Source organism: Streptomyces sp. 15-116A (genome assembly GCF_025290915.1).
Lineage (GTDB): Bacteria > Actinomycetota > Actinomycetes > Streptomycetales > Streptomycetaceae > Streptomyces.
The window spans coordinates 1-18,737 of sequence record NZ_JAOCQE010000114.1; the positions used below are offsets into that span (position 1 = coordinate 1).

The 18,737-nt window shown below is 72.4% G+C and carries 20 protein-coding genes and 1 pseudogene; 16 read left to right on the forward strand and 5 right to left on the reverse strand.

The window, feature by feature from the left end:
- Positions 1-181: 181 nt before the first annotated feature.
- Positions 182-1,021 (reverse strand): class I SAM-dependent methyltransferase, encoded by an 840-nt coding sequence (locus N4P33_RS19170; RefSeq protein WP_260827875.1) that lies wholly within the window; start codon positions 1,019-1,021, stop codon positions 182-184.
- 367 nt (positions 1,022-1,388) lie between these two features.
- On the opposite strand from N4P33_RS19170, the gene rpsA reads away from it, so the two are divergent.
- The 4 genes from rpsA (at position 1,389) to N4P33_RS19190 (ending at position 5,114) form a co-directional block, all read left to right on the forward strand.
- Entirely contained in the window at positions 1,389-2,882 is a 1,494-nt protein-coding gene (gene rpsA, locus N4P33_RS19175) for a 30S ribosomal protein S1 (protein WP_260827856.1), read from the forward strand.
- Between the two features lie 208 nt (positions 2,883-3,090).
- The gene (locus N4P33_RS19180) at positions 3,091-4,029 is read left to right on the forward strand and encodes a PAC2 family protein (protein WP_260827857.1); all 939 of its coding nucleotides are present in this window, start codon (positions 3,091-3,093) and stop codon (positions 4,027-4,029) included.
- A gap of 45 nt (positions 4,030-4,074) precedes the next feature.
- Complete coding sequence (coaE, locus tag N4P33_RS19185) at positions 4,075-4,683, forward strand: dephospho-CoA kinase (protein WP_260827858.1); 609 nt, start codon at positions 4,075-4,077, stop codon at positions 4,681-4,683.
- A gap of 50 nt (positions 4,684-4,733) precedes the next feature.
- On the forward strand, positions 4,734-5,114 hold the full coding sequence (locus N4P33_RS19190; RefSeq protein ID WP_260827859.1) for a M48 family metallopeptidase: 381 nt from the start codon (positions 4,734-4,736) through the stop codon (positions 5,112-5,114).
- Between the two features lie 15 nt (positions 5,115-5,129).
- Here the strand turns inward: N4P33_RS19190 and N4P33_RS19195 are convergent, their stop codons facing one another.
- Entirely contained in the window at positions 5,130-5,393 is a 264-nt protein-coding gene (locus N4P33_RS19195) for a DUF6343 family protein (RefSeq protein WP_260827860.1), read from the reverse strand.
- A 124-nt stretch (positions 5,394-5,517) separates the two neighbouring features.
- Here N4P33_RS19195 and N4P33_RS19200 point away from each other — a divergent pair, with 124 nt between their 5' ends.
- Positions 5,518-5,964, forward strand: coding sequence for a DoxX family protein (locus tag N4P33_RS19200; protein ID WP_260827861.1), 447 nt, complete (start codon positions 5,518-5,520; stop codon positions 5,962-5,964).
- 74 nt (positions 5,965-6,038) lie between these two features.
- On the opposite strand, the gene N4P33_RS19205 is transcribed toward N4P33_RS19200, so the two are convergent.
- Positions 6,039-6,557, reverse strand: a complete 519-nt coding sequence (locus N4P33_RS19205) for an RNA-binding S4 domain-containing protein (RefSeq protein ID WP_260827862.1) — start codon at positions 6,555-6,557, stop codon at positions 6,039-6,041.
- 95 nt (positions 6,558-6,652) lie between these two features.
- Here N4P33_RS19205 and N4P33_RS19210 point away from each other — a divergent pair, with 95 nt between their 5' ends.
- The 8 genes from N4P33_RS19210 to N4P33_RS19245 are packed head-to-tail and all read left to right on the forward strand — an operon-like array spanning position 6,653 to position 12,674.
- On the forward strand, positions 6,653-7,264 hold the full coding sequence (locus N4P33_RS19210; protein WP_260827863.1) for a helix-turn-helix transcriptional regulator: 612 nt from the start codon (positions 6,653-6,655) through the stop codon (positions 7,262-7,264).
- Between the two features lie 2 nt (positions 7,265-7,266).
- Entirely contained in the window at positions 7,267-8,613 is a 1,347-nt protein-coding gene (locus tag N4P33_RS19215) for an MFS transporter (protein ID WP_399029756.1), read from the forward strand.
- 23 nt (positions 8,614-8,636) lie between these two features.
- Positions 8,637-9,506 carry a uracil-DNA glycosylase gene (locus N4P33_RS19220; protein WP_260827865.1) on the forward strand — a complete coding sequence of 290 codons (870 nt, stop codon included), beginning with the start codon at positions 8,637-8,639 and terminating at the stop codon, positions 9,504-9,506.
- A 32-nt stretch (positions 9,507-9,538) separates the two neighbouring features.
- Complete coding sequence (pip, locus tag N4P33_RS19225) at positions 9,539-10,531, forward strand: prolyl aminopeptidase (RefSeq protein ID WP_260827866.1); 993 nt, start codon at positions 9,539-9,541, stop codon at positions 10,529-10,531.
- On the forward strand, positions 10,528-11,298 hold the full coding sequence (locus N4P33_RS19230; protein ID WP_260827867.1) for a nucleotidyltransferase domain-containing protein: 771 nt from the start codon (positions 10,528-10,530) through the stop codon (positions 11,296-11,298). The genes pip and N4P33_RS19230 overlap by 4 nt, the downstream gene beginning before the upstream one ends.
- Before the next feature lie 16 nt (positions 11,299-11,314).
- Positions 11,315-12,412: a hypothetical protein gene (locus N4P33_RS19235; protein WP_260827868.1), complete on the forward strand. Its 1,098-nt coding sequence runs from the start codon at positions 11,315-11,317 to the stop codon at positions 12,410-12,412.
- Complete coding sequence (locus N4P33_RS19240; RefSeq protein WP_260827869.1) at positions 12,376-12,519, forward strand: hypothetical protein; 144 nt, start codon at positions 12,376-12,378, stop codon at positions 12,517-12,519. The genes N4P33_RS19235 and N4P33_RS19240 overlap by 37 nt, the downstream gene beginning before the upstream one ends.
- Before the next feature lie 32 nt (positions 12,520-12,551).
- On the forward strand, positions 12,552-12,674 hold the full coding sequence (locus tag N4P33_RS19245; protein WP_260827870.1) for a hypothetical protein: 123 nt from the start codon (positions 12,552-12,554) through the stop codon (positions 12,672-12,674).
- On the opposite strand, the gene N4P33_RS19250 is transcribed toward N4P33_RS19245, so the two are convergent.
- The gene (locus tag N4P33_RS19250; RefSeq protein WP_260827871.1) at positions 12,671-16,417 is read right to left on the reverse strand and encodes an AAA domain-containing protein; all 3,747 of its coding nucleotides are present in this window, start codon (positions 16,415-16,417) and stop codon (positions 12,671-12,673) included. The genes N4P33_RS19245 and N4P33_RS19250 overlap by 4 nt on opposite strands.
- Positions 16,418-16,459: 42 nt before the next feature.
- On the reverse strand, positions 16,460-16,915 hold the full coding sequence (locus N4P33_RS19255) for an ATP-binding protein (RefSeq protein ID WP_260827872.1): 456 nt from the start codon (positions 16,913-16,915) through the stop codon (positions 16,460-16,462).
- A 114-nt stretch (positions 16,916-17,029) separates the two neighbouring features.
- Here N4P33_RS19255 and N4P33_RS19260 point away from each other — a divergent pair, with 114 nt between their 5' ends.
- The 3 genes and pseudogenes from N4P33_RS19260 to N4P33_RS19270 form a co-directional block, all read left to right on the forward strand.
- Positions 17,030-17,872, forward strand: a complete 843-nt coding sequence (locus tag N4P33_RS19260) for a helix-turn-helix transcriptional regulator (protein WP_260827873.1) — start codon at positions 17,030-17,032, stop codon at positions 17,870-17,872.
- Complete coding sequence (locus tag N4P33_RS19265) at positions 17,869-18,072, forward strand: DUF397 domain-containing protein (protein ID WP_260827874.1); 204 nt, start codon at positions 17,869-17,871, stop codon at positions 18,070-18,072. Before N4P33_RS19260 ends, N4P33_RS19265 begins: the two co-directional genes overlap by 4 nt.
- 90 nt (positions 18,073-18,162) lie before the next feature.
- A pseudogene (locus N4P33_RS19270) lies at positions 18,163-18,737 on the forward strand (FUSC family protein); the annotation flags it as partial.

The following is an 18,737-nucleotide window of genomic DNA, read 5'->3' on the forward strand; positions in this document are numbered from 1 at the left end:
CACCCGCCGCGCGGGCCCCTCACCGAGCAGCCCGGCCAGCGCCAGCGGCACCAGCGTCGTCTTGCCGGTCCCCGGCGGCGCCACGAGCACGGCCGTGCCGTGCCCCTCCAGCGCCTCGCCGAGACCGGGCAGGGCATCGCGTACGGGCAGGGACTCCAGGGCGTCGTAACGGATCACGCACTCAGTCTCGTACGCACACGAAGATCGCCGTCCCCGGGATCAGATTGCCGCGCAACGGGGACCAGCCGCCCCACTCGGCGGTGTTCCAGGCCGGCCACTCCGGCTCCACCAGATCCACCAGCCGGAAGCCCGAGGCCACCACGTCACGGACCCGGTCGCCGAGCGTCCTGTGGTGCTCGACGTACACCGCGCGCCCTTCTTCGTCCTGCTCGACGTACGGCGTGCGGTCGAAGTACGACGCGGAGACGCTCAGCCCCTCCGGGCCCGGCTCGTCGGGGAACGCCCAGCGGATCGGATGGGTCACCGAGAACACCAGCCGCCCGCCCGGCCGCAGCACCCGGTGCACCTCCCGCAGCACCAGCCGCGGATCGGCGACGAAGGGCAGTGCCCCGTATGCCGAGCAGGCCAGGTCGAAGGAGGCGTCCGCGAACGGCAGCGCCACCGCGTCGGCGCACACCAGGGGGAAGGACCCACCGATGCGCAGCGCGTGCTGGAGCTGCCGGTGCGAGATGTCCAGGGCCACCGGACGCGCCCCCTGGGCCGCCAGCCAGCGCGAGCACTGCGCCGCGCCCGCCCCGAGCTCCAGGACGTCGCGTCCCTTCAGCTCCTCCGGCGGGCCGAGCAGCTCCGCCTCCACCTCGTCGAGCCCCTCCGGGCCCCACACGAAGCGGTCGTCGCCGAGGAAGGTGCCGTGCTCGACCTGGTACTCGTCGGCGTTGCGGTCCCACCAGCCCCGGTTGGCGCGGGAGCTCTCCGTGACACCGGCGTCCCGCCGGGTCGCCTCCGGTTCGGCGGCTTCGCCGGCCTCGCGGACCTCGGGTGCGTCGGACTCTTGGATGATCGGCTCCCTCGTCGTACTCTTCCGTCCAGCCCGTCCCCCCGGCGTGTCGCGGAGGGCGTGTTTCAGCCCCCGTGTGGCCTCGGGTGACGGGAATTGTGCCGGTTATGCGGCGATGCGCCCCGGGTGGGCGGCTTCGCGCATTGACCATGTCCGGCAGCCCCCGTATGCTACAAGTTGCGCTGCGGGCCTGCGCACCTCAGACGTAGCAGGCTGCGCTCGCATCTGTTGTATGTCCCCTCGGTTGTCGAGGCGCCATCACCAGTAACTGGTGGGGCGCTTCCTTGGCTGTCCGGCTTCTGCAGAGCGAAACGGGCTCCGGCGTAGCAGTACCTACGACTTCAATGTCCGTACCGGAGCCCTTTCCCACATGACGAGCAGCACCGAGACCACCGCCACCACCCCGCAGGTAGCGGTCAACGACATCGGTAACGAGGAAGCATTCCTCGCAGCGATCGACGAGACGATCAAGTACTTCAACGACGGCGACATCGTCGACGGCGTCATCGTGAAGGTCGACCGGGACGAGGTCCTGCTCGACATCGGTTACAAGACCGAAGGTGTCATCCCGAGCCGCGAGCTCTCGATCAAGCACGACGTCGACCCGAACGAGGTCGTCGCCGTCGGCGACGAGATCGAGGCCCTGGTCCTCCAGAAGGAGGACAAGGAAGGCCGCCTGATCCTCTCGAAGAAGCGCGCCCAGTACGAGCGTGCCTGGGGCACCATCGAGAAGATCAAGGAAGAGGACGGCATCGTCACCGGTACCGTCATCGAGGTCGTCAAGGGTGGTCTCATCCTCGACATCGGCCTCCGTGGCTTCCTGCCGGCTTCCCTCGTCGAGATGCGCCGCGTTCGTGACCTCCAGCCGTACGTCGGCAAGGAGCTCGAGGCCAAGATCATCGAGCTGGACAAGAACCGCAACAACGTGGTCCTGTCCCGCCGTGCCTGGCTGGAGCAGACCCAGTCCGAGGTCCGCCAGACGTTCCTCACCACCCTGCAGAAGGGTCAGGTCCGTTCCGGCGTCGTCTCCTCGATCGTCAACTTCGGTGCCTTCGTGGACCTGGGTGGCGTCGACGGTCTGGTCCACGTCTCCGAGCTGTCCTGGAAGCACATCGACCACCCCTCCGAGGTCGTCGAGGTCGGCCAGGAGGTCACCGTCGAGGTCCTCGACGTCGACATGGACCGCGAGCGCGTCTCCCTGTCGCTGAAGGCGACCCAGGAAGACCCGTGGCAGCAGTTCGCCCGGACCCACCAGATCGGCCAGGTCGTGCCCGGCAAGGTCACGAAGCTGGTGCCGTTCGGTGCGTTCGTCCGCGTGGACGAGGGCATCGAGGGTCTGGTCCACATCTCCGAGCTGGCCGAGCGCCACGTGGAGATCCCGGAGCAGGTCGTCCAGGTCAACGACGAGATCTTCGTCAAGGTCATCGACATCGACCTCGAGCGCCGCCGCATCAGCCTCTCGCTGAAGCAGGCCAACGAGTCCTTCGGTGCCGACCCGTCCGCGGTCGAGTTCGACCCGACCCTGTACGGCATGGCCGCGTCCTACGACGACCAGGGCAACTACATCTACCCCGAGGGCTTCGACCCGGAGACCAACGACTGGCTGCCGGGCTACGAGAAGCAGCGCGAGGAGTGGGAGCGCCAGTACGCCGAGGCGCAGGCCCGCTTCGAGCAGCACCAGGCGCAGGTCATCAAGTCCCGCGAGGCCGACGCGGCGGCTGCCGCCGAGGGCGGCGAGGCCGCGGCTCCGGCCGCGTCCGGTGGCGGCTCGTACAGCTCCGAGGGTGCGGACCAGTCCGGTGCGCTGGCTTCGGACGAGGCGCTGGCCGCGCTGCGTGAGAAGCTCGCCGGTGGTCAGAGCTGACGCCCACTGAGCAGTAGCTCTTCTTGATCTGAGGGTCCGTACCTTTGAGGTGCGGGCCCTCAGACTTTTTGGGGTGCGCGCGTGCTTCTTCGGCTGCGGGAGCGCTGTGGCTGGGCGCGCAGTTCCCCGCGCCCCTGGGAGTTGCAGCCCGGGGAATGACACGGCTCCGTCACGCGTTGTCGTGTACGAACACGAGGAGGAGCGGTCTGTGCTTGATCCGCAGGGTTTGTACGCGTGGGAGCCGAAGGGGCTGGCCGTCGTCGACATGGCGCTCGCCCAGGAATCGGCCGGCCTTGTCATGCTCTACCACTTCGACGGATACATCGACGCGGGCGAGACCGGCGACCAGATCGTCGACCGGCTGCTCGACTCGCTGCCCCACCAGGTCGTCGCCCGCTTCGATCACGACCGGCTCGTGGACTACCGGGCCCGGCGCCCGCTGCTGACCTTCACCCGCGACCGCTGGAGCGACTACGAGGTGCCCGCCCTGGAGGTGCGGCTCGTCCAGGACGCCACCGGGGCTCCCTTCCTGCTGCTGTCCGGGCCCGAACCGGACGTCGAGTGGGAGCGCTTCGCCGCGGCCGTCCGGCAGATCGTGGAGCGGCTCGGCGTGCGCCTGTCGGTGAACTTCCACGGCATCCCGATGGGCGTCCCGCACACCCGCCCCGTCGGCATCACCCCGCACGGCAACCGCACCGACCTCGTCCCCGGTCACGCCAGCCCCTTCGAGGAGGCGCAGGTCCCGGGCAGCGCGGAGGCGCTCGTCGAGTACCGGCTGATGCAGGCCGGGCACGACGTCCTCGGTGTCGCCGCGCACGTGCCGCACTACATCGCCCGCTCCCCGTACCCGGACGCGGCGCTGACCGTCCTGGAGTCCATCACGGCCGCGACCGGCCTGGTCCTGCCCGGCGTCGCGCACTCGCTGCGCACCGACGCCCAGCGCACCCAGACCGAGATCGACCGCCAGATCCAGGAGGGCGACGACGAGCTCACCGCCCTCGTCCAGGGCCTCGAGCACCAGTACGACGCCGCCGCGGGCGCCGAGACCCGCGGCAACATGCTCGCCGAGCCGGTGGAGATCCCGTCGGCGGACGAGATCGGCCGGGAGTTCGAACGGTTCCTGGCGGAACGCGAGGGGGAGGGCTAGGGGCCGTCGGTTCCGTCGTCGGGGGGAGGGCCTAAGCTTCCGGCCATGCTAAGGGTGGGCCTGACCGGCGGGATCGGCGCCGGCAAGAGTGAGGTGTCGCGGCTGCTCGTGGAGTGCGGGGCCGTGCTGATCGACGCGGACCGCATCGCGCGTGAGGTGGTCGCGCCGGGGACGCCCGGCCTCGCGGCGGTCGTGGACGCCTTCGGCGAGGACATTCTCGGTCCCGACGGGGGCCTCGACCGGCCCAAGCTCGGCTCGATCGTCTTCGCCGATCCGGAGAAGCTGGCGGTCCTCAACTCGATCGTCCACCCCCTGGTCGGCGCCCGCTCCCGCGAGCTGGAGGAGGCCGCCGCCGAGGACGCCGTCGTCGTGCACGACGTCCCGCTCCTCACGGAGAACGGTCTCGCCCCCCTCTACGACCTCGTGATCGTCGTCGACGCCGGCCCCGAGACGCAGCTCGACCGGCTCGTCCGGCTCCGTGGCATGACCGAGGAGGACGCCCGCGCCCGCATGGCCGCCCAGGCGACGCGTGAGGAGCGCCGGAAGATCGCGGACATCGTCATCGACAACGACGTACCGCTGCCCGAGCTGGAGCGGCGCGTGAAGGACGTCTGGGCGGAGCTCGTGCGCAGAGCACAGGAGCCCCAGGAATAGGGCTGCTCGGGCGGGGCGTTGAACCCGGGCAGCGAGGGAAGGATGTCGCCGTGCCCGAGACCAGCGGTTCCAACGGACGTACGCCGGAGACGCATGTCATCGACTTCCGCGCCGCCGAGCAGCTGCTCGCGTCGCGGGACCCGCGGGGCGCGGTGAAGCTGCTCGACGGCGTCATCGACGCGTACCCGGAGAACACCGCGGCGCGCCTGCTGCGCGCCCGTGCCTTCTTCGCGGCGGCCCAGCTGCGGCCCGCCGAGCTGGAGTTCTCGCTCGTCCTGGAGCGCGAGCCGGACAATGCCTTCGCCCACTTCGCCCTCGCCCGCACCTATCAGCGACAGGGCCGGCCCGACCCGGCGCAGCGCCACTTCCGGCTGGCGGCGGCGCTGGACCCGAAGCCGGAGTATCTGCAGGCGGCGCGCTTCGACGCGTGAGGGTCGCGTCCGGCGTCAGGGCGAGTTCCTCGGCGGCTGGTACGGCGGTATGTCGCGGCCGGGCTGGTAGTGCGGGCCCTGGCGGATGTGGCGCAGGATCACCACCAGGTCGATCGTGATGATCAGCCACAGCAGTCCGCAGGCGAGCGCCCAGCCCGGGCGGCCCGCGACCGCGAAGGCGGCCGTACCGAAGACGGTCCAGACCACGCCCCAGACGCTCAGCCAGAACCGCATCCGCAGCGCGCTCCGCGCGGTCCTCGGCTCACTGCCCGTACGCATCACGATTCACCGCCCTGTCTGCAACGTACGCCCCGACGCGGACGTGCACCAGCGATGAGTTCCCGGGCCCGGCCCGGTCTACCTGTGCGACAGCGATACCGACCGCTTCCCCCAGGAGACCGCCATGTCCGAGACCACCGCTCCCGTCGCCTCCGCCGCTCCCATCGCCCCCGCCGCTTCTGTGTCCCGGCGGCGTGGCCGGATCGCGCTGCGCGTCGTGCAGGTGCTGCTCGCCGTCTTCTTCGCCGTCGCGAGCGCCCTGCCCAAGCTGATCGCGCACTCGTCCGCCGTCGCGTCCTTCGACGAGATGGGCTGGGGGCACGCGGGGATGTACGCGATCGGCCTGCTCGAACTGGCGGGAGCGATCGGCCTGTTGGTGCCGGTGCTGCAGTCGGTGGCCGCGGCAGGGCTGGGCGCGCTGATGGTGGGCGCCTTCGTGGTGCAGGTGACGGTCTTCGACGGGCAGTTCGCGGCGACCCCGCTGATCCTGCTGGTGCCGCTCGCCGTCATCGCCTGGGCGCGGCGCGGCCACACCGCGGATCTGCTGCGGCTGCTGCGACGACAGGCGTGAGCGGCACACGGGCATGAAGCGAACGAACGGCACCCGGAGGGCTACGGCCCCCCGGGTGCCGCTGTCTGCTGCCGTCAGGGCCGTGGCGTCGTACCGCTCCCGGGTCCGCCGGAGCCGCCGAAGCCACCGGGCCCACCAAGTCCCCCGAGCCCCCGCAGCCGTTCGAGCTCGCGGCGGTCGCGCTTCGTGGGGCGGCCCGCGCCGCGGTCGCGGATACCGGCCGGGGCGACGGCCTCGCGGGGCGGGGGCGGCGGGGAGTTGTCGATGTAGCACTGGGCGGCCACCGGGGCGCCGACCCGCTTGCGGATCAGCCGCTTGACGACGACGACCCGCTCCCGGCCCTCGTGCCGCAGCCGCACCTCGTCGCCGACGCGGACGGAGTGGGCCGGCTTGACCCGCTCGCCGTTCACCCGCACATGCCCGCCCCGGCAGGCGGCGGCGCCCAGCGAACGGGTCTTGATCAGGCGTACGGCCCAGATCCAGCTGTCGATACGGACGGTCTCCCCGCTCTTCGGCCCGGCGGCCTCGGCGGCCGCCACGGCAGCGGCGACCTTGGGATCCGTCCCGTCCTGCTGCGCACCTTCGGAAGCCATGCCCCCGACCTTAGTCCTCCGAATCCGAGCTCTTCCCCAAATTAATTTTGCAAAAAGTCTTTTGGGATCGCTGTCATGCGCTCTAACCTCGCTCCATGCCCAGCGACGAACACAAGCGCGTCCTCGACCCCGAGCGGGACACCGCCGCCCTGAAGGCACTCACGCACCCCCTGCGGATCCAGCTGCTCGGGCTGTTGCGGCAGGACGGCCCGGCCACCGCCAGCGAGCTGGCCGAGCGGACGGGGGAGTCGTCGGCGTCGACCAGCTATCACCTGCGGGTGCTGGCGAAGTACGGCTTCATCGCCGAGGCCGAGCACCGGGACGGGCGCGAGCGGCGCTGGCGGGCACTGCACGCCGTGACGTCCTGGAGCAACGAGGCGATGGAGTCCTCGGCGGCGGGCCGGGCGTACGTCGGCATGGCGCGGCGGCGGCAGATCGAGCACCTGGTGGCGTCCCTCGACCGGTACGAGGAAGACATCGCCGAGGGGCGCCTCAGCAGGGAGTGGGTCGAGCCCTCGGGCATCAGCGACCTGATGCCGCGCCTGACCCCCGAATCGCTCACCGAACTGTGGGCCGTCATCGACCGCACCCTGTCGGACCTCACGGCCCGGGACGCGGACGATCCCCGCGCGCGGCACGTGGTCCTGTTCACCGCGGGACTGCCGATCGCAGCCCCCAAACCCTCCCCGGCCGAAGGCACGTCGTGACCGTGACCGAACCGCCGGAGATCGCGACCGAACCGCCGGAGATACGGTCGGCCCGCCGTCGTTACGTCACCGTCTGCGCCCTGTTCTGGCTGCCGCCGGGCCTGGCCATGGCCCCGCTGGTGCTGCTGTTCACGGAACGCGGGATGGCTCTCACGGCCATCGCGGGCTTCTACGCCGTCCACTCGCTCACCGTGGCGGCGCTGGAACTCCCCACCGGCGGCCTCTCCGACGCGATCGGCCGCCGCCCGGTCCTCGCCCTGGCCGGCGTGCTCAACACGGGCGCTCTGGTGATCCACGCCCTGGGCAGCACCGCCTGGGCGCTCACGCTCGGCATGGTGCTGATGGGCGCGGGCCGCGCGCTGGCCAGCGGACCGGCCGAGGCCTGGTACGTGGACTCGGTCCAGGCGTGCTCAGGACCGGGCGCGGACCTGCGTACGGGTCTGGCGCGCGGCAGCGCCGCGACCTCCGCCGCGCTCGCGGCCGGCATCCTGCTGGGCGGCGCCCTGCCGTGGCTGCTCGGCACGGGCCCGGACCTCGGCGCCAGGATCACCGAGGCGACGGGTGGTGTCGTACTGCCCCTGTCCGTGCCGGTGTTGCTGGGCGCGGCGGTGCAGATCGCCTTCGTCTGCTACGTCCTCGCCGCGCTGCGCGAGCCGCCCCGGCCGCCGGTGACCGCGCGCTCGGTACTGCGCGGCATCCCCGGCACCGTGCTGAGCGGGGTGCGGCTGGGCGGCCGGGACGCGCTGGTCCGCCGGGTGCTGCTCACCACGGCGGCGGCCGGCAGCGCCCTGGCCGCGATCGAGCTGCTCATGCCCGGCCGGGCCGTGACACTGACCGGTGCGTCCGCGTCGGGAGCGATGCTCTTCGCCGGGCTGGCCTGCGGCGGCTTCGTCTGTGCGGGGCTGGGCAGTCACCTCGCGCCGCTGCTCGCCCGGCGCACGGGAAGTGGCGAGCGGGCGGTCCTGGCGGGCCTCGGTGTTTCCACTCTCGGGCTGCTGCTGCTCGGCGTGACGGCGGCGTTCACGCGTCCGGCGTCCATCGCCATGGTGGGGCTCGGCTTCGCGCTGGTCTACGCGGGCTTCGGCGCGGCGGGTCCGAACGAGAACGCCCTGCTGCACCGACGCGTCACCGGCGAGGGCCGGGCCACCGCGCTGTCCGTGCAGTCCCTGGCCCAGCAGTCGGTCGGGGCGCTGACGGGGGTGATCGTGGGAGCGATGAGCCCGGGACCGTGGCCGTGGCTGCTGGTGACGGGGGTGCTGCTGGCGGGCACGCTGCTGTGGCTGGGCCGGGGCGGGGGAGGGCTGCCGGGGATGCCCGAGCCAGTGGAGGCGGGCGAACGGGTTCCCTGACCGGGCGGACCTACGGTGGACCCATGACCACCAGCGGCGATCCTGGACGGCCGGACGCGATCGACGGTCCCAGAGCTCCCGGAGCTCCCGGAGCCCCCGACGATGCCCGGCCTCCCGGCGCGCCGGGCGCTCCCGGCGCTCCAGGCGTCCCGGACCCTCCCGGAGGCCCCGCCCCTCACGGTCTCCACGACCTGGACCGGCGTATCGCCGGATGCCGGGCCTGTCCTCGTCTCGTCGAGTGGCGGGAGGAGGTCGCCCGTACCAAGCGGGCCGCCTTCGCCGACTGGACGTACTGGGGACGCCCGGTGCCCGGCTTCGGCCCGCCGGACGCCCGTCTGCTGATCATCGGCCTGGCCCCGGCTGCGCACGGCGGCAACCGCACCGGCCGGATGTTCACCGGCGACCGCTCCGGAGACGTGCTGTACCAGGCGCTGTACGACGTCGGGCTGGCCTCCCAGCCGACGTCCGTGCACGCCGACGACGGCCTGGAGCTGCACGGCGTACGCGTCACCGCCCCCGTCCACTGCGCCCCACCCGCGAACAAACCCACCCCGCAGGAGCGGAACACCTGCCGCCCCTGGCTCGTCCAGGAACTCCACCTGCTGCGCCCGACCCTGCGCGCGGCCCTCGTCCTCGGCGCCTTCGGCTGGCAGGCGGCGCTTCCCGCGCTGGCCGAGGCGGGCTGGACGATCCCCCGCCCCCGCCCCGCCTTCGCCCACGCCGCCCACACCACCCTCCCCGCCCCCGACGGCCCGGACCTCCACCTCTTCGGCTGCTTCCACGTCAGCCAGCGCAACACCTTCACCGGCCGCCTGACTCCCCGGATGCTCCGGGAGGTCCTGCGCTCGGCGGCGGACGCCGCGGGCCTGCCCACGACCGGGAAAACCGAGTGAGCGGGCCGCAGGACCAGGACTACGGTGCACGGATGGGCCTCTACCCGGAGATCGAACCGTACGACCACGGCATGCTCGACGTCGGCGACGGCAACCGCGTGTACTGGGAGACCTGCGGGAACCCGCGCGGCAAACCCGCGCTCGTCCTGCACGGCGGCCCCGGCAGCGGCGCGAGCCCGCACCTCCGCCGCTACTTCGACCCCGCCGCCTACCGCATCGTGCTGCTCGACCAGCGCGGCGCCGGACGCTCGACCCCACCCGCGAGCGACCCGGCCACCGACATGAGCGTCAACACCACGGCCCACCTCCTCGCCGACCTGGAGCGGCTGCGCGCCCACCTGGGCATCGAGCGGTGGCTGGTGTGGGGCGTATCGTTCGGCTCGGTGCTGGGCCTGCGATACGCACAGACGCACCCCGGGGTGGTGTCCGAGCTGGTCCTGACCGGCGTGGCCACCGGCTCGAACCCCGAAGTGACCCTGCTGACCAGCGGGTTGGGGAAGATCTTCCCGGAGGCCCACGCACGCTTCCTGGCGGAACTCCCCGCCACCGACCGCACCGGCCGACTCGCCGCCGCCTACAACCGGCTGCTGGAATCCCCCGACCCGGCGGTACGGGCACGCGCGGCCCGGGCCTGGACCGACTGGGAGACCGCAACGATCCCCGCGCCGCCCCGCTCGGTGCCCCGCTTCGAGATCCCGGCCTTCCGCCTGGGCTTCGCCCGCACGGTCACCCACTACTGGGCGAACGACCACTTCCTCGGCGAGGGCAATGACGAGGGCGTGATCCTCCGCGACGCCCCGCTGCTGAAGGGCATCCCCGGCGTCCTGGTCCAGGGCAGTCTCGACTTCGGCAACCTCCTCGGCACGGCCTGGCGCCTCCATCACGCCTGGCCGGACAGCAGGTTGCTCCTCATCGACGAGGCGGGCCACGACGCCGGAGCCCCCGGCGTGGCCGACGCACTGGTGGCGGCGACGGACACCTTCGCCCACGAACGCACCGACACCCGGAGGGAACCGCTCCCGTGAGCGCCGCGCACTCCGACTCCGTCTTCCTCGACGCCACCGCCGGCCGTCTCGCCGCGCTCCCCGGCGTGCAGGCCGTGACCCTCGGCGGGTCGCGGGCGCAGGGCACGGAACGTCCTGACAGCGACTGGGACTTGGCGGTCTACTACCGGGGCGACTTCGATCCCGACTACCTGCGTGCCGTCGGCTGGGAAGGGGAGGTTTCCGAGATCGGGGGGTGGGGCGGCGGGGTGTTCAACGGGGGTGCTTGGCTGACCATCGACGGGCGGCGGGTCGATGTGCATTATCGGGATCTCGATGTCGTCGAGCACGAGTTGGGGGAGGCCGAGCAGGGGCGGTTTCGGGTCGAGCCGTTGATGTTTCATCTCGCCGGCATTCCGACGTACCTCCTCGTCGCCGAGCTGGCCATCAACCGCGTGCTGCGAGGTGAGCTTCCCCGCCCCGACGGATATCCGCCCGCGCTGCGAGCGAGCGCACCGCCGCGGTGGTACGGCACTGCCACCGCCACGCTCGCCTACGCCAAGGCCGGGCACGCGCCCAAGGGTGCCGTCACGCAGGTGGCCGGGAGCATCGCCGTCGCCGCGGCGCACACCGCGCACGCGGTGCTGGCCGGGCGGGGGGAGTGGGTGACCAATGAGAAGGGGCTGCTCCAGCGGGCAGGGCTCGCGGAGGCCGACACCATCGTGAGCCGGCTGACCGCCGACCCGGAGGAACTCGTCCGCGCGATCACCGACGCCGAGACGTTGTTCGCCCGGTCGGCGCACGAGTGAACCGGGAGGGCACGCGGTGCGCGCGCGGTACGACCAGCGAGTACTGGCACTTGTCGAGGTACGCGGTGGGCAACGGGACTGGGAGCGGGCCGAGCGCGAGTTCGAGCAGCGTGGCTGGCCGGTCGTCGAGTCGGTGGTGCGCGGCGAGGGGCTGTCAGCGGGGGTGCTGACGCCGGACACCGGCGCACGCCTGTACACCGTGGAAGTGCATCTGTTCGGCGCCCACAACCGACGCACCGGACGCGCGGCGGCCTGGCGGGTGCAGCGCCTGGCGAAAACGGCCCGGATCGAGATGTACGTCCGCCGCTGCGACGTGCTGGACACCGACCGGGAGCAGCTCACCGAGTGGCGCTCCCACACCGTGGCGCACCGCCCGCCGCTGCGGCTGCCGCCGGGTTCCGGGGGCCTTCGCGTGAAGCTGGCCCGGCGGTGGGCCCTCGCCCGCGCCCGCCTGGCGGAGCGACGAGGCCGCCATGACACCGACGCCGGAAGCTATGTGACCGGAACCGCCTCCGAGGCCAGAAGGCTCGCCCGGATGGCCCTGCCCACAGCGGCGGCACCCCGCACCGACATCGACGTACGCGCCTGGCACGGCCGGGAACGCAGCCATATCGTGCTCCGGCGCGTGGAGGACGGAAACCGCCGGCGGTACCGCCTGATGGCCTGGCTGTGCGCCATGACGTTCTGCGCGGTCGTCGCCCACCACCAGACCGGCCCCCGGGTGTGGATCTGGGGGACGTTCGCGGCCCTCTGCTTCGCGGGGGCGGTGCGCAGCGGCACCGGCATGTTCCTGTCCGGCGGGCGCGGGCAGAGTGTTCTCGTCGTCTGCCTGGTGGCCGCGCTCTTCCTCGGCGCCGCCCTGGGTCGGCTGCCCTCAGACACCGAGGCCCTGACCCCTCTCCGGATGCTGGTCTACCTCGCCTCCACGGGCGTGGTGATCGGTGTCTGGCTCCTGATACGCCAGTGGACCTGGGGCGAGTGGCTCGCCTGGGCGGCGCCGCTCGTGTTCGCCGCGCTGGTGTCCTTCTTCGTCGCCTCCGGGTCGGTGCTCCACGCCCTGTACGCATCGCCAAGCATGTGCACGTCTCCTTCGTCCGCCCAGGCGAGGAGCTGAACATTCCGCTGTACGCGGCGGTCCAGGCCATGGTGATCGCGATGGTGACACTGCTCGCCCTGGACTCCGCGGGCGACGCGGCCGGGGCGATGAAGACCGCCGCCTAGCAGCGCCGGGAAGCGCCGCCGGGGACGACGTCGTGCTGTGGGACTCGGGCACCGCCGAGCCGCTCAAGGTGCCGAGGAAACAGGTGCGCCTGCTCCCGGCGAAGAGCCCCGGCACGGCATGCGGCTTCCCGGCCCGCACGTGGGAGCGGGGTTAGACCGTTCGGCCCGCCGGCCAGGCGCGGCGCGGCAGCCTCGACGGATCGGCGAGCAGGTCGAAGTGCGGCTCCTTACACCAGCTGTCGCGATGCCCGATGACGAACAGCCGCCGTTTCGCGCGGCTCACCGCCACATTGAGCAGATTGGGCTTCTCCGCGGCCCAGGCACGCGCCCGCGCGCCGTCCCGCGGGTGGGTGCCGAGCACCAGGACGACCACGTCCGACTCCTTGCCCTGCATGGTGTGCACCGTGCCGATGTGCTCCGACAGGAACACGGAGACCTGCTTGCGATACGCCTCCGGATCGGCGCCCGGCGGTACGTCGTCGCCCAGCCGCATGTCGCGTACGGTCCTGGCGCAGCCGGAGACCACGTCGCGGAAGGGGCTGAGCACACGGACCCGGTCCAGACCGATGCGCCACTGCCGGTGGAGCACCGTGAGGATGCGGGCGAGCGCCGCGCCCTCCTCCGGGACCCATTTGCCCGCCGTGTCGCCCGGCGGCACGTCCACCCAGCAGCTGAGCGGATAGACACAGTCACGGCACCCGTCCCGGCCCGCGTCCATGCAGTCGGCGCACAACTCCGGCCCGGGGAACGGCTTCTCCTCCGTGCCGTACACCATCAGCCCGTCGTAGGCGATGTCGTTGCTGAGGTCGAACATGGTCCGCTCGCACCGCCGGTGCACCCGCAGCGGTGCCCCCACCCACACGGGCACCTCGTCGCCGTCCGGCCCCCGGGACGGCACGGTCGTGCCCCAGCGGTTGGTGCGGTCCGCGACGCGCTGGGCGGAGGTCCGGGCGGGCAGCCACTCCGCGTCGACGCCGTACGCCCGCCGCAGCCGCTCCTGCACGGACAGCGGCAGCGGTACGACGGGTTCGAGCTGCAGCGGATCGCCGACCAGGACCGCCCGCCGGGCCCGCCACAGGGCTCCGGCCGCCGCCTGCGGTGCGGCCTGACCGGCCTCGTCGATCAGCACCCAGCCCAGCGACTCACCGCCCAGCGTCCCGAACAGCCGCCCGCAGGAGGCGAAGGTGGTGGACACCACCGGCATGACGAGGAACAGCGACTGCCAGACCGCCAATGCCGCGTCCCCGGGCAGCAGCCCCGCGAACAGGTCCTTCAGCAGCAGCAGATTCCGCCGCAGGGTGGCGGCGTTGGCGACGACGAAGGCACGGTGCAGATTCAGTGCCGCCAGGAACACGCGGGTCCGCGCCGTGCAGAACTCCGCGTCCGACCAGGGCGCGGACAGTTCGCGCCGGTCGTCGCCGAGCCGCTCCCAGTTCTCCGGGACGTGCTCGCCGAATTCGGTCCGCGCCCGCTCCACCGCGTCCCGGGCCTCCGAGGCCGCCAGGCGGGCGAGCCGCAGCCGCTCGCGTGACTCCCGGCGGGCATCGCCCACCCGGTCCAGCGCCCGCTCCGCCTCGCGTGCCCGGGTCCGCGCCGCCCCGCAGGCCAGGAACGCCCGCTCCACCTCCGCCTGGATCCGGTCGCCCCGTTCCTGCCACTCCGCCAGCGCACGCCCTGTCCCCAGCGCGGCCCGCAGACCCCCAGGCCGGGACAGGCGATGCTGCTCGGCGAGGCCCCGCGCTTCGTCGTACGCGACCGACGCATGGCGGAGGTCCCGGTACGCGGCCTCCACCTCGTCGGTGGCGTCCTCCTCGTCGTAGCGCACCAGCTGATCCGCGAGTGCGGCGTCCTCCACCTCGTCGTCCAGCCGCCCGAGGTCCCGCAGCGCACGGGCCGCCGCCGCCCGGACGGCGCGCAGCGATTCGGCGTGGCGCAGCGCCCGGTTGAAGGCGGCCTTGGCGGCGGACCAGCCGTCGACCGCAGCGGTGCCCTCCGGCACCGGGGCGCTCGGACTGCCGTTCCCGGGCGCGGGGAAGCGCACCTCGGCGGGCGGGTCGAGCAGCCGCTCGCCGCCTTCGAGCCGTTTGAGCAGCGCCTGCATGCCCTCCGCGGCACGCTCGTCGTCCCCGCCACCGCGCCGGTTCCCCGCCCGGCTCCGGGTGCCACCGCCCCCGGACTTCTGCTTCTCCCCCCACCACCAGCGTTCCATGAAGTCCCGGCGCTTCTCGGCCTTGCCGAGCGGTGCGGCGACCGCGCCCCAGGCCGGGGCACCGTCCAGCAGCGACACCGCCTGGTCCAGGAAGTACGAGGCCTCCGCCCGCCACTCCTCGCCGAGCGCGTCGAGCGCGGGCAGCTCGGTGGTGATGTTCTGCACCGCCCCGTTGTTCGAGGACGCCACGACGATCTCGTGACCGGTGAGCGCCGGCCGCGGCGTGGCCACGCCGCGCTTGACCCCGTCCGCGTACCAATCCACCCGCCCGCTGAACCCGTCCGACGGCCGGGAGAGCGACGCCAGCTGCACCGCACGCTCCACGACGATCGCCGCGATCAGGTCGCGCAGCATCGTCGTCTTCCCGGTGCCGGGCGGCCCGTTCACGGAGAACAGGCCGCTGCCGCCGGACAGTTCGGCGACGATCCGGTTGACCGCGAACTGCTGGCTCAGCGCGAGCGGATGCCCCACCGGCGCCGGCCACCGCCCGAGCGGGGTCGCGTCGGGAGCCACACCGTCCAGGACCGCCCCGGGATGCTCCCGTACGTCCACCCGCTCTGCCGTGCGTACGGCCCCGGGTGCGGTGAGATACGCGGTCAGCGCGGCGCCGTGCTCCTCCGCGTCCGCGACCCGCTCCAGATCCTCCGGCAGCAGGCTGTTGAGGAAGACGGGCTCCGGGTCGGGGAGCGATCCGTCCCTGCGCCTGCGCACCCGCTGGCTGTGGATACGGATGCTCGCCGGGGACAGCAGATCACCGACTCCGCACAGATCGGCGACGTGCGCGGCGAACGCGACGAGGTCGGGAAGCTCCAGAGGGCGGCCGGGCTGGTCGCCGTCGACATCGCTGTCGGTGTCGGTGTCCGTGGTGTCCTCGGGGCTGGTGGAGCCGCCCCCGGACCCGGGTGCCGGATCGGAAGTCCCGCCGCCGTCCGCTCCCCGCACGGCCCGGCTGATCCGGCGGGCGACGGGGCGCAGCGCCCCCGCGACCGCCCCGGCCCCGAAGTCCCCGATCAACGCACCCAGCGCCCCGACCGCCGCCCCGCCGAGGATCTCCCGCACGATGCCCCGCCAGTCACGTGCGGCGGGGGCGGGCGCGCCACCGGTGGTGACGGGACCGGGTAAGCCCGGAGCGGCCGATGGAGCGGCCCGGTACGGGATGTGATGCTGCGTCAGCATGCAGATGGCCCTGCTGCACGCGGCCTCCGTCTCCTCGAAGCCGTCGAGCCAGTCCGGCCGCCCGGGACCGGGATCACGGATGCGCCCGGTGGCCCAGGCGCAGGACGAGAAGGAGGTGGCCTTGTCCAGCAGCCGTCCATCGGCATCCACGACGAGGGCGAACACCGCGGTCTCGCCCTGCTGCCGCCGGGCACCGGAGAAATCCTCGCCATCGTCGCCGAAGTGCGCCGCGAGCGCCTCGCGGATCCGCTCCAGCGGAAAGACCCCGCCGTAGACGGTGTGCCGCCAGACTTCCTTACGGGGGTCGATCCGCTCCCGCTGGAGCGGATGCCCCTGCTCCCACGGCAGCGTGGGCCACGGCTGCCCGGGGCGGACGTCGACCTGCTGCACCCATTCGCGCTCCGAGACGCGCGCTCCGCGCCGGGACGGTGACTTGATCTGCGGCGGACTGAACAGCTCCACCGCCCGCCAGTAGGTGACCACGTCCGTACGCCGTCGGTGCTCCGACCGCATCAGCCCCCCTGAGCCGCGTCCCGTCCCGCCGAAGTGATCAATTTAGCGGGTACGGAACTCGGCCCACACCGTCTTGCCGGGGGCGCATGCGCGCGGGGTCACGCCCCACTCGTCCGCCAAGGCTTCGACGATGAGGAGGCCGCGCCCGCAATCGGCGTCCGCGGCCGGGGTGCCCGGGGTGGGGAGCTTCTCGGCGCGGGTGTCGGTGACCTCGACGCGGATGGCTCCGCCGCTCGCGGCGTGAGTGAGACGCAGGTGGAAGTCCCGGCCGGGGACCCGGCCGTGGCGGACGGCGTTCGCGGTGAGTTCGGCGGTGACCAGGGTGACGGTTTCGTTGACCCGGGACGCGTACGGGTGGCCCCAGTCGTGCAGACGGTGCGAGACGAGACGCCGGGCGAGGCGTGCGCCGCGCGGTGTCGAGGTGAAGCACATGGCGAACTCGCGTGCTGGTGGCGCCGGTTGGGGCGCGTGTTCCTGTGGGGGAGTTGAGGACTTCATGGGGTCAACGGTTGCTGACTGTGCGTAACCTTGAACAGAGGTGACGCGCTGACCGCCGTGGGCTGTACGCGGTCCGTGCGGGGATGTACGCGGGTTGACGGGAGGTGCCGGGCGTTGGAGCAGCAGCGGGTGGAGGACGGTGGCGGCGCGGATGCCGAGGCCGGGGCGGGCATCCTCGTCCTCTTCGGACGGCAACTGAAGCTGTGCAGGGAACGGGCGGGGATGGATCGCGCGGAGCTGGGGGCGCGGACCGGGTATTCGGCGTCCACCATCGCGTCGTTCGAGCAGGGGAGGCGGATTCCGCCGCCGAGGTTCATCGACCAGGCGGATGAAGTGACGGGCGCGGGGGGAGTGTTGACCGCCGGGAAGGAGGAGGTAGCGCGGTCGCAGTATCCGGCGTTCTTCCGGGATGCGGCGCGGTTGGAGGCGCATGCGGTCGAGTTGCATGTGTATGCGAATCAGGCGGTGCCGGGGCTGTTGCAGACGGAGCACTACGCTCGGGCGGTGTTCACCATGCGGCGTCCACTGCTGGACGCGGAAACCGTCGAGCAGCGGGTCGCGGCTCGCCTGGCCCGGCAGGAGATCTTCTCCCGGACGCCGATGCCCACGATCAGCTTCGTGATCGAGGAGTCAGTCGTACGACGTCCACTGGGCGGATGGGGCGTGATGCGGGGGCAGTTGGAGCAGATCCTGCTGCACGGGCAGCGGCGCAGCGTCGAGATCCAGGTGATGCCGACCGAGTGCGCGGACCACGCTGGACTGGCCGGTCCCTTCACCTTGATCGAGACGCACGAAGGGCGGAGGATCGCCTACGTGGAGGCGCACCAGCACAGCCGCCTCTACACGGAGCGGAAGTCGGTCCGGCAACACGAGGAGCAGTATGGGATTCTCCGGGCCGGAGCACTCACTCCACGTGATTCGCTGGCCTTCATCGAGAAGCTGCTAGGGGAGAGATGAGCGTCGAAGACTCTGTTGTGACCGTGCCCGAGTCGGCATGGGTCAAGAGCAGCTACAGCAGTGGTGAGGGCGGCGAATGCGTCGAGTTCGCCTCCTGGCAGGGCACCACGCACGTACGTGACTCCAAGGACACGACGGGCCCCGCACTGACCCTCACCCCCCACACCTGGACGGAGTTCATCGCGTTCGCCACCCGGTAGGGCCTACAGTGGGGCCAGGAACCCAGCCCGGTCACCGTCGCCCGAAGGCACAGCCCCTCGATGCGACCACGACAGGAGACCCGAGCGATTTTGTTCCGCACCACCTCCCTCGCCCTCCCGCCCTGGCTCGCCCACGCCCTCCGCGCGCAGCGCGGACCCGTGCCCTGGAGTGCGGTTGTGCGGGGTGCGCTGGCCGGTGGGCCGGTGTTGCTCCTCGCTGTGCTCGTCGGGCGGCCGTCGCTCGGGGTCGTCGCCGCCATCGGTGCCATGTTCGCCGGGATCAACGACCGTCCCGGGAGCCGCAGGGTCTCCGTCCAGCGGATCGGTGTGCCCGCACTCGCCGGGGCGGTGGGGCTGGCGTTCGGGACGTACGCGGGGGAGTACACGCCTGCCGTGCTGCTCACGCTGCTGCTCACCGGGCTCGGCCTGATCGCGGGCGGGGTCAGCGCGCTGGGGCCGGTCGGCTCGGCGGCCGGGACGCAGGTGCTGGTCGGGGCCGCCGTTGGGGCGGGGATGCCGCTGCCGGAAACGGGGTGGCAGCGGGCGCTGGCCTTTCTCGTCGGCGCGGGATGGCTGCTCGCGCTGCGGCTGGCGCTGCCCAACCCCGGCTCCCTCGCCGGGGACTTCCGGTTCGACGGGGAGCGGGACGCCGTCGCCGGGGTGTA

What these genes read in the sequence shown, in the direction of transcription:
- rpsA (WP_260827856.1), top strand. Translation starts at nt 1,389, where the DNA reads ATGACGAGCAGCACCGAGACCACCGCCACCACCCCGCAGGTAGCGGTC.
- coaE (WP_260827858.1), top strand. Translation starts at nt 4,075, where the DNA reads ATGCTAAGGGTGGGCCTGACCGGCGGGATCGGCGCCGGCAAGAGTGAG.
- N4P33_RS19195 (WP_260827860.1), bottom strand. Translation starts at nt 5,393, where the DNA reads ATGCGTACGGGCAGTGAGCCGAGGACCGCGCGGAGCGCGCTGCGGATG.
- N4P33_RS19200 (WP_260827861.1), top strand. Translation starts at nt 5,518, where the DNA reads ATGTCCGAGACCACCGCTCCCGTCGCCTCCGCCGCTCCCATCGCCCCC.
- N4P33_RS19205 (WP_260827862.1), bottom strand. Translation starts at nt 6,557, where the DNA reads ATGGCTTCCGAAGGTGCGCAGCAGGACGGGACGGATCCCAAGGTCGCC.
- N4P33_RS19210 (WP_260827863.1), top strand. Translation starts at nt 6,653, where the DNA reads ATGCCCAGCGACGAACACAAGCGCGTCCTCGACCCCGAGCGGGACACC.
- N4P33_RS19220 (WP_260827865.1), top strand. Translation starts at nt 8,637, where the DNA reads ATGACCACCAGCGGCGATCCTGGACGGCCGGACGCGATCGACGGTCCC.
- pip (WP_260827866.1), top strand. Translation starts at nt 9,539, where the DNA reads ATGGGCCTCTACCCGGAGATCGAACCGTACGACCACGGCATGCTCGAC.
- N4P33_RS19250 (WP_260827871.1), bottom strand. Translation starts at nt 16,417, where the DNA reads ATGCGGTCGGAGCACCGACGGCGTACGGACGTGGTCACCTACTGGCGG.
- N4P33_RS19255 (WP_260827872.1), bottom strand. Translation starts at nt 16,915, where the DNA reads ATGAAGTCCTCAACTCCCCCACAGGAACACGCGCCCCAACCGGCGCCA.
- N4P33_RS19265 (WP_260827874.1), top strand. Translation starts at nt 17,869, where the DNA reads ATGAGCGTCGAAGACTCTGTTGTGACCGTGCCCGAGTCGGCATGGGTC.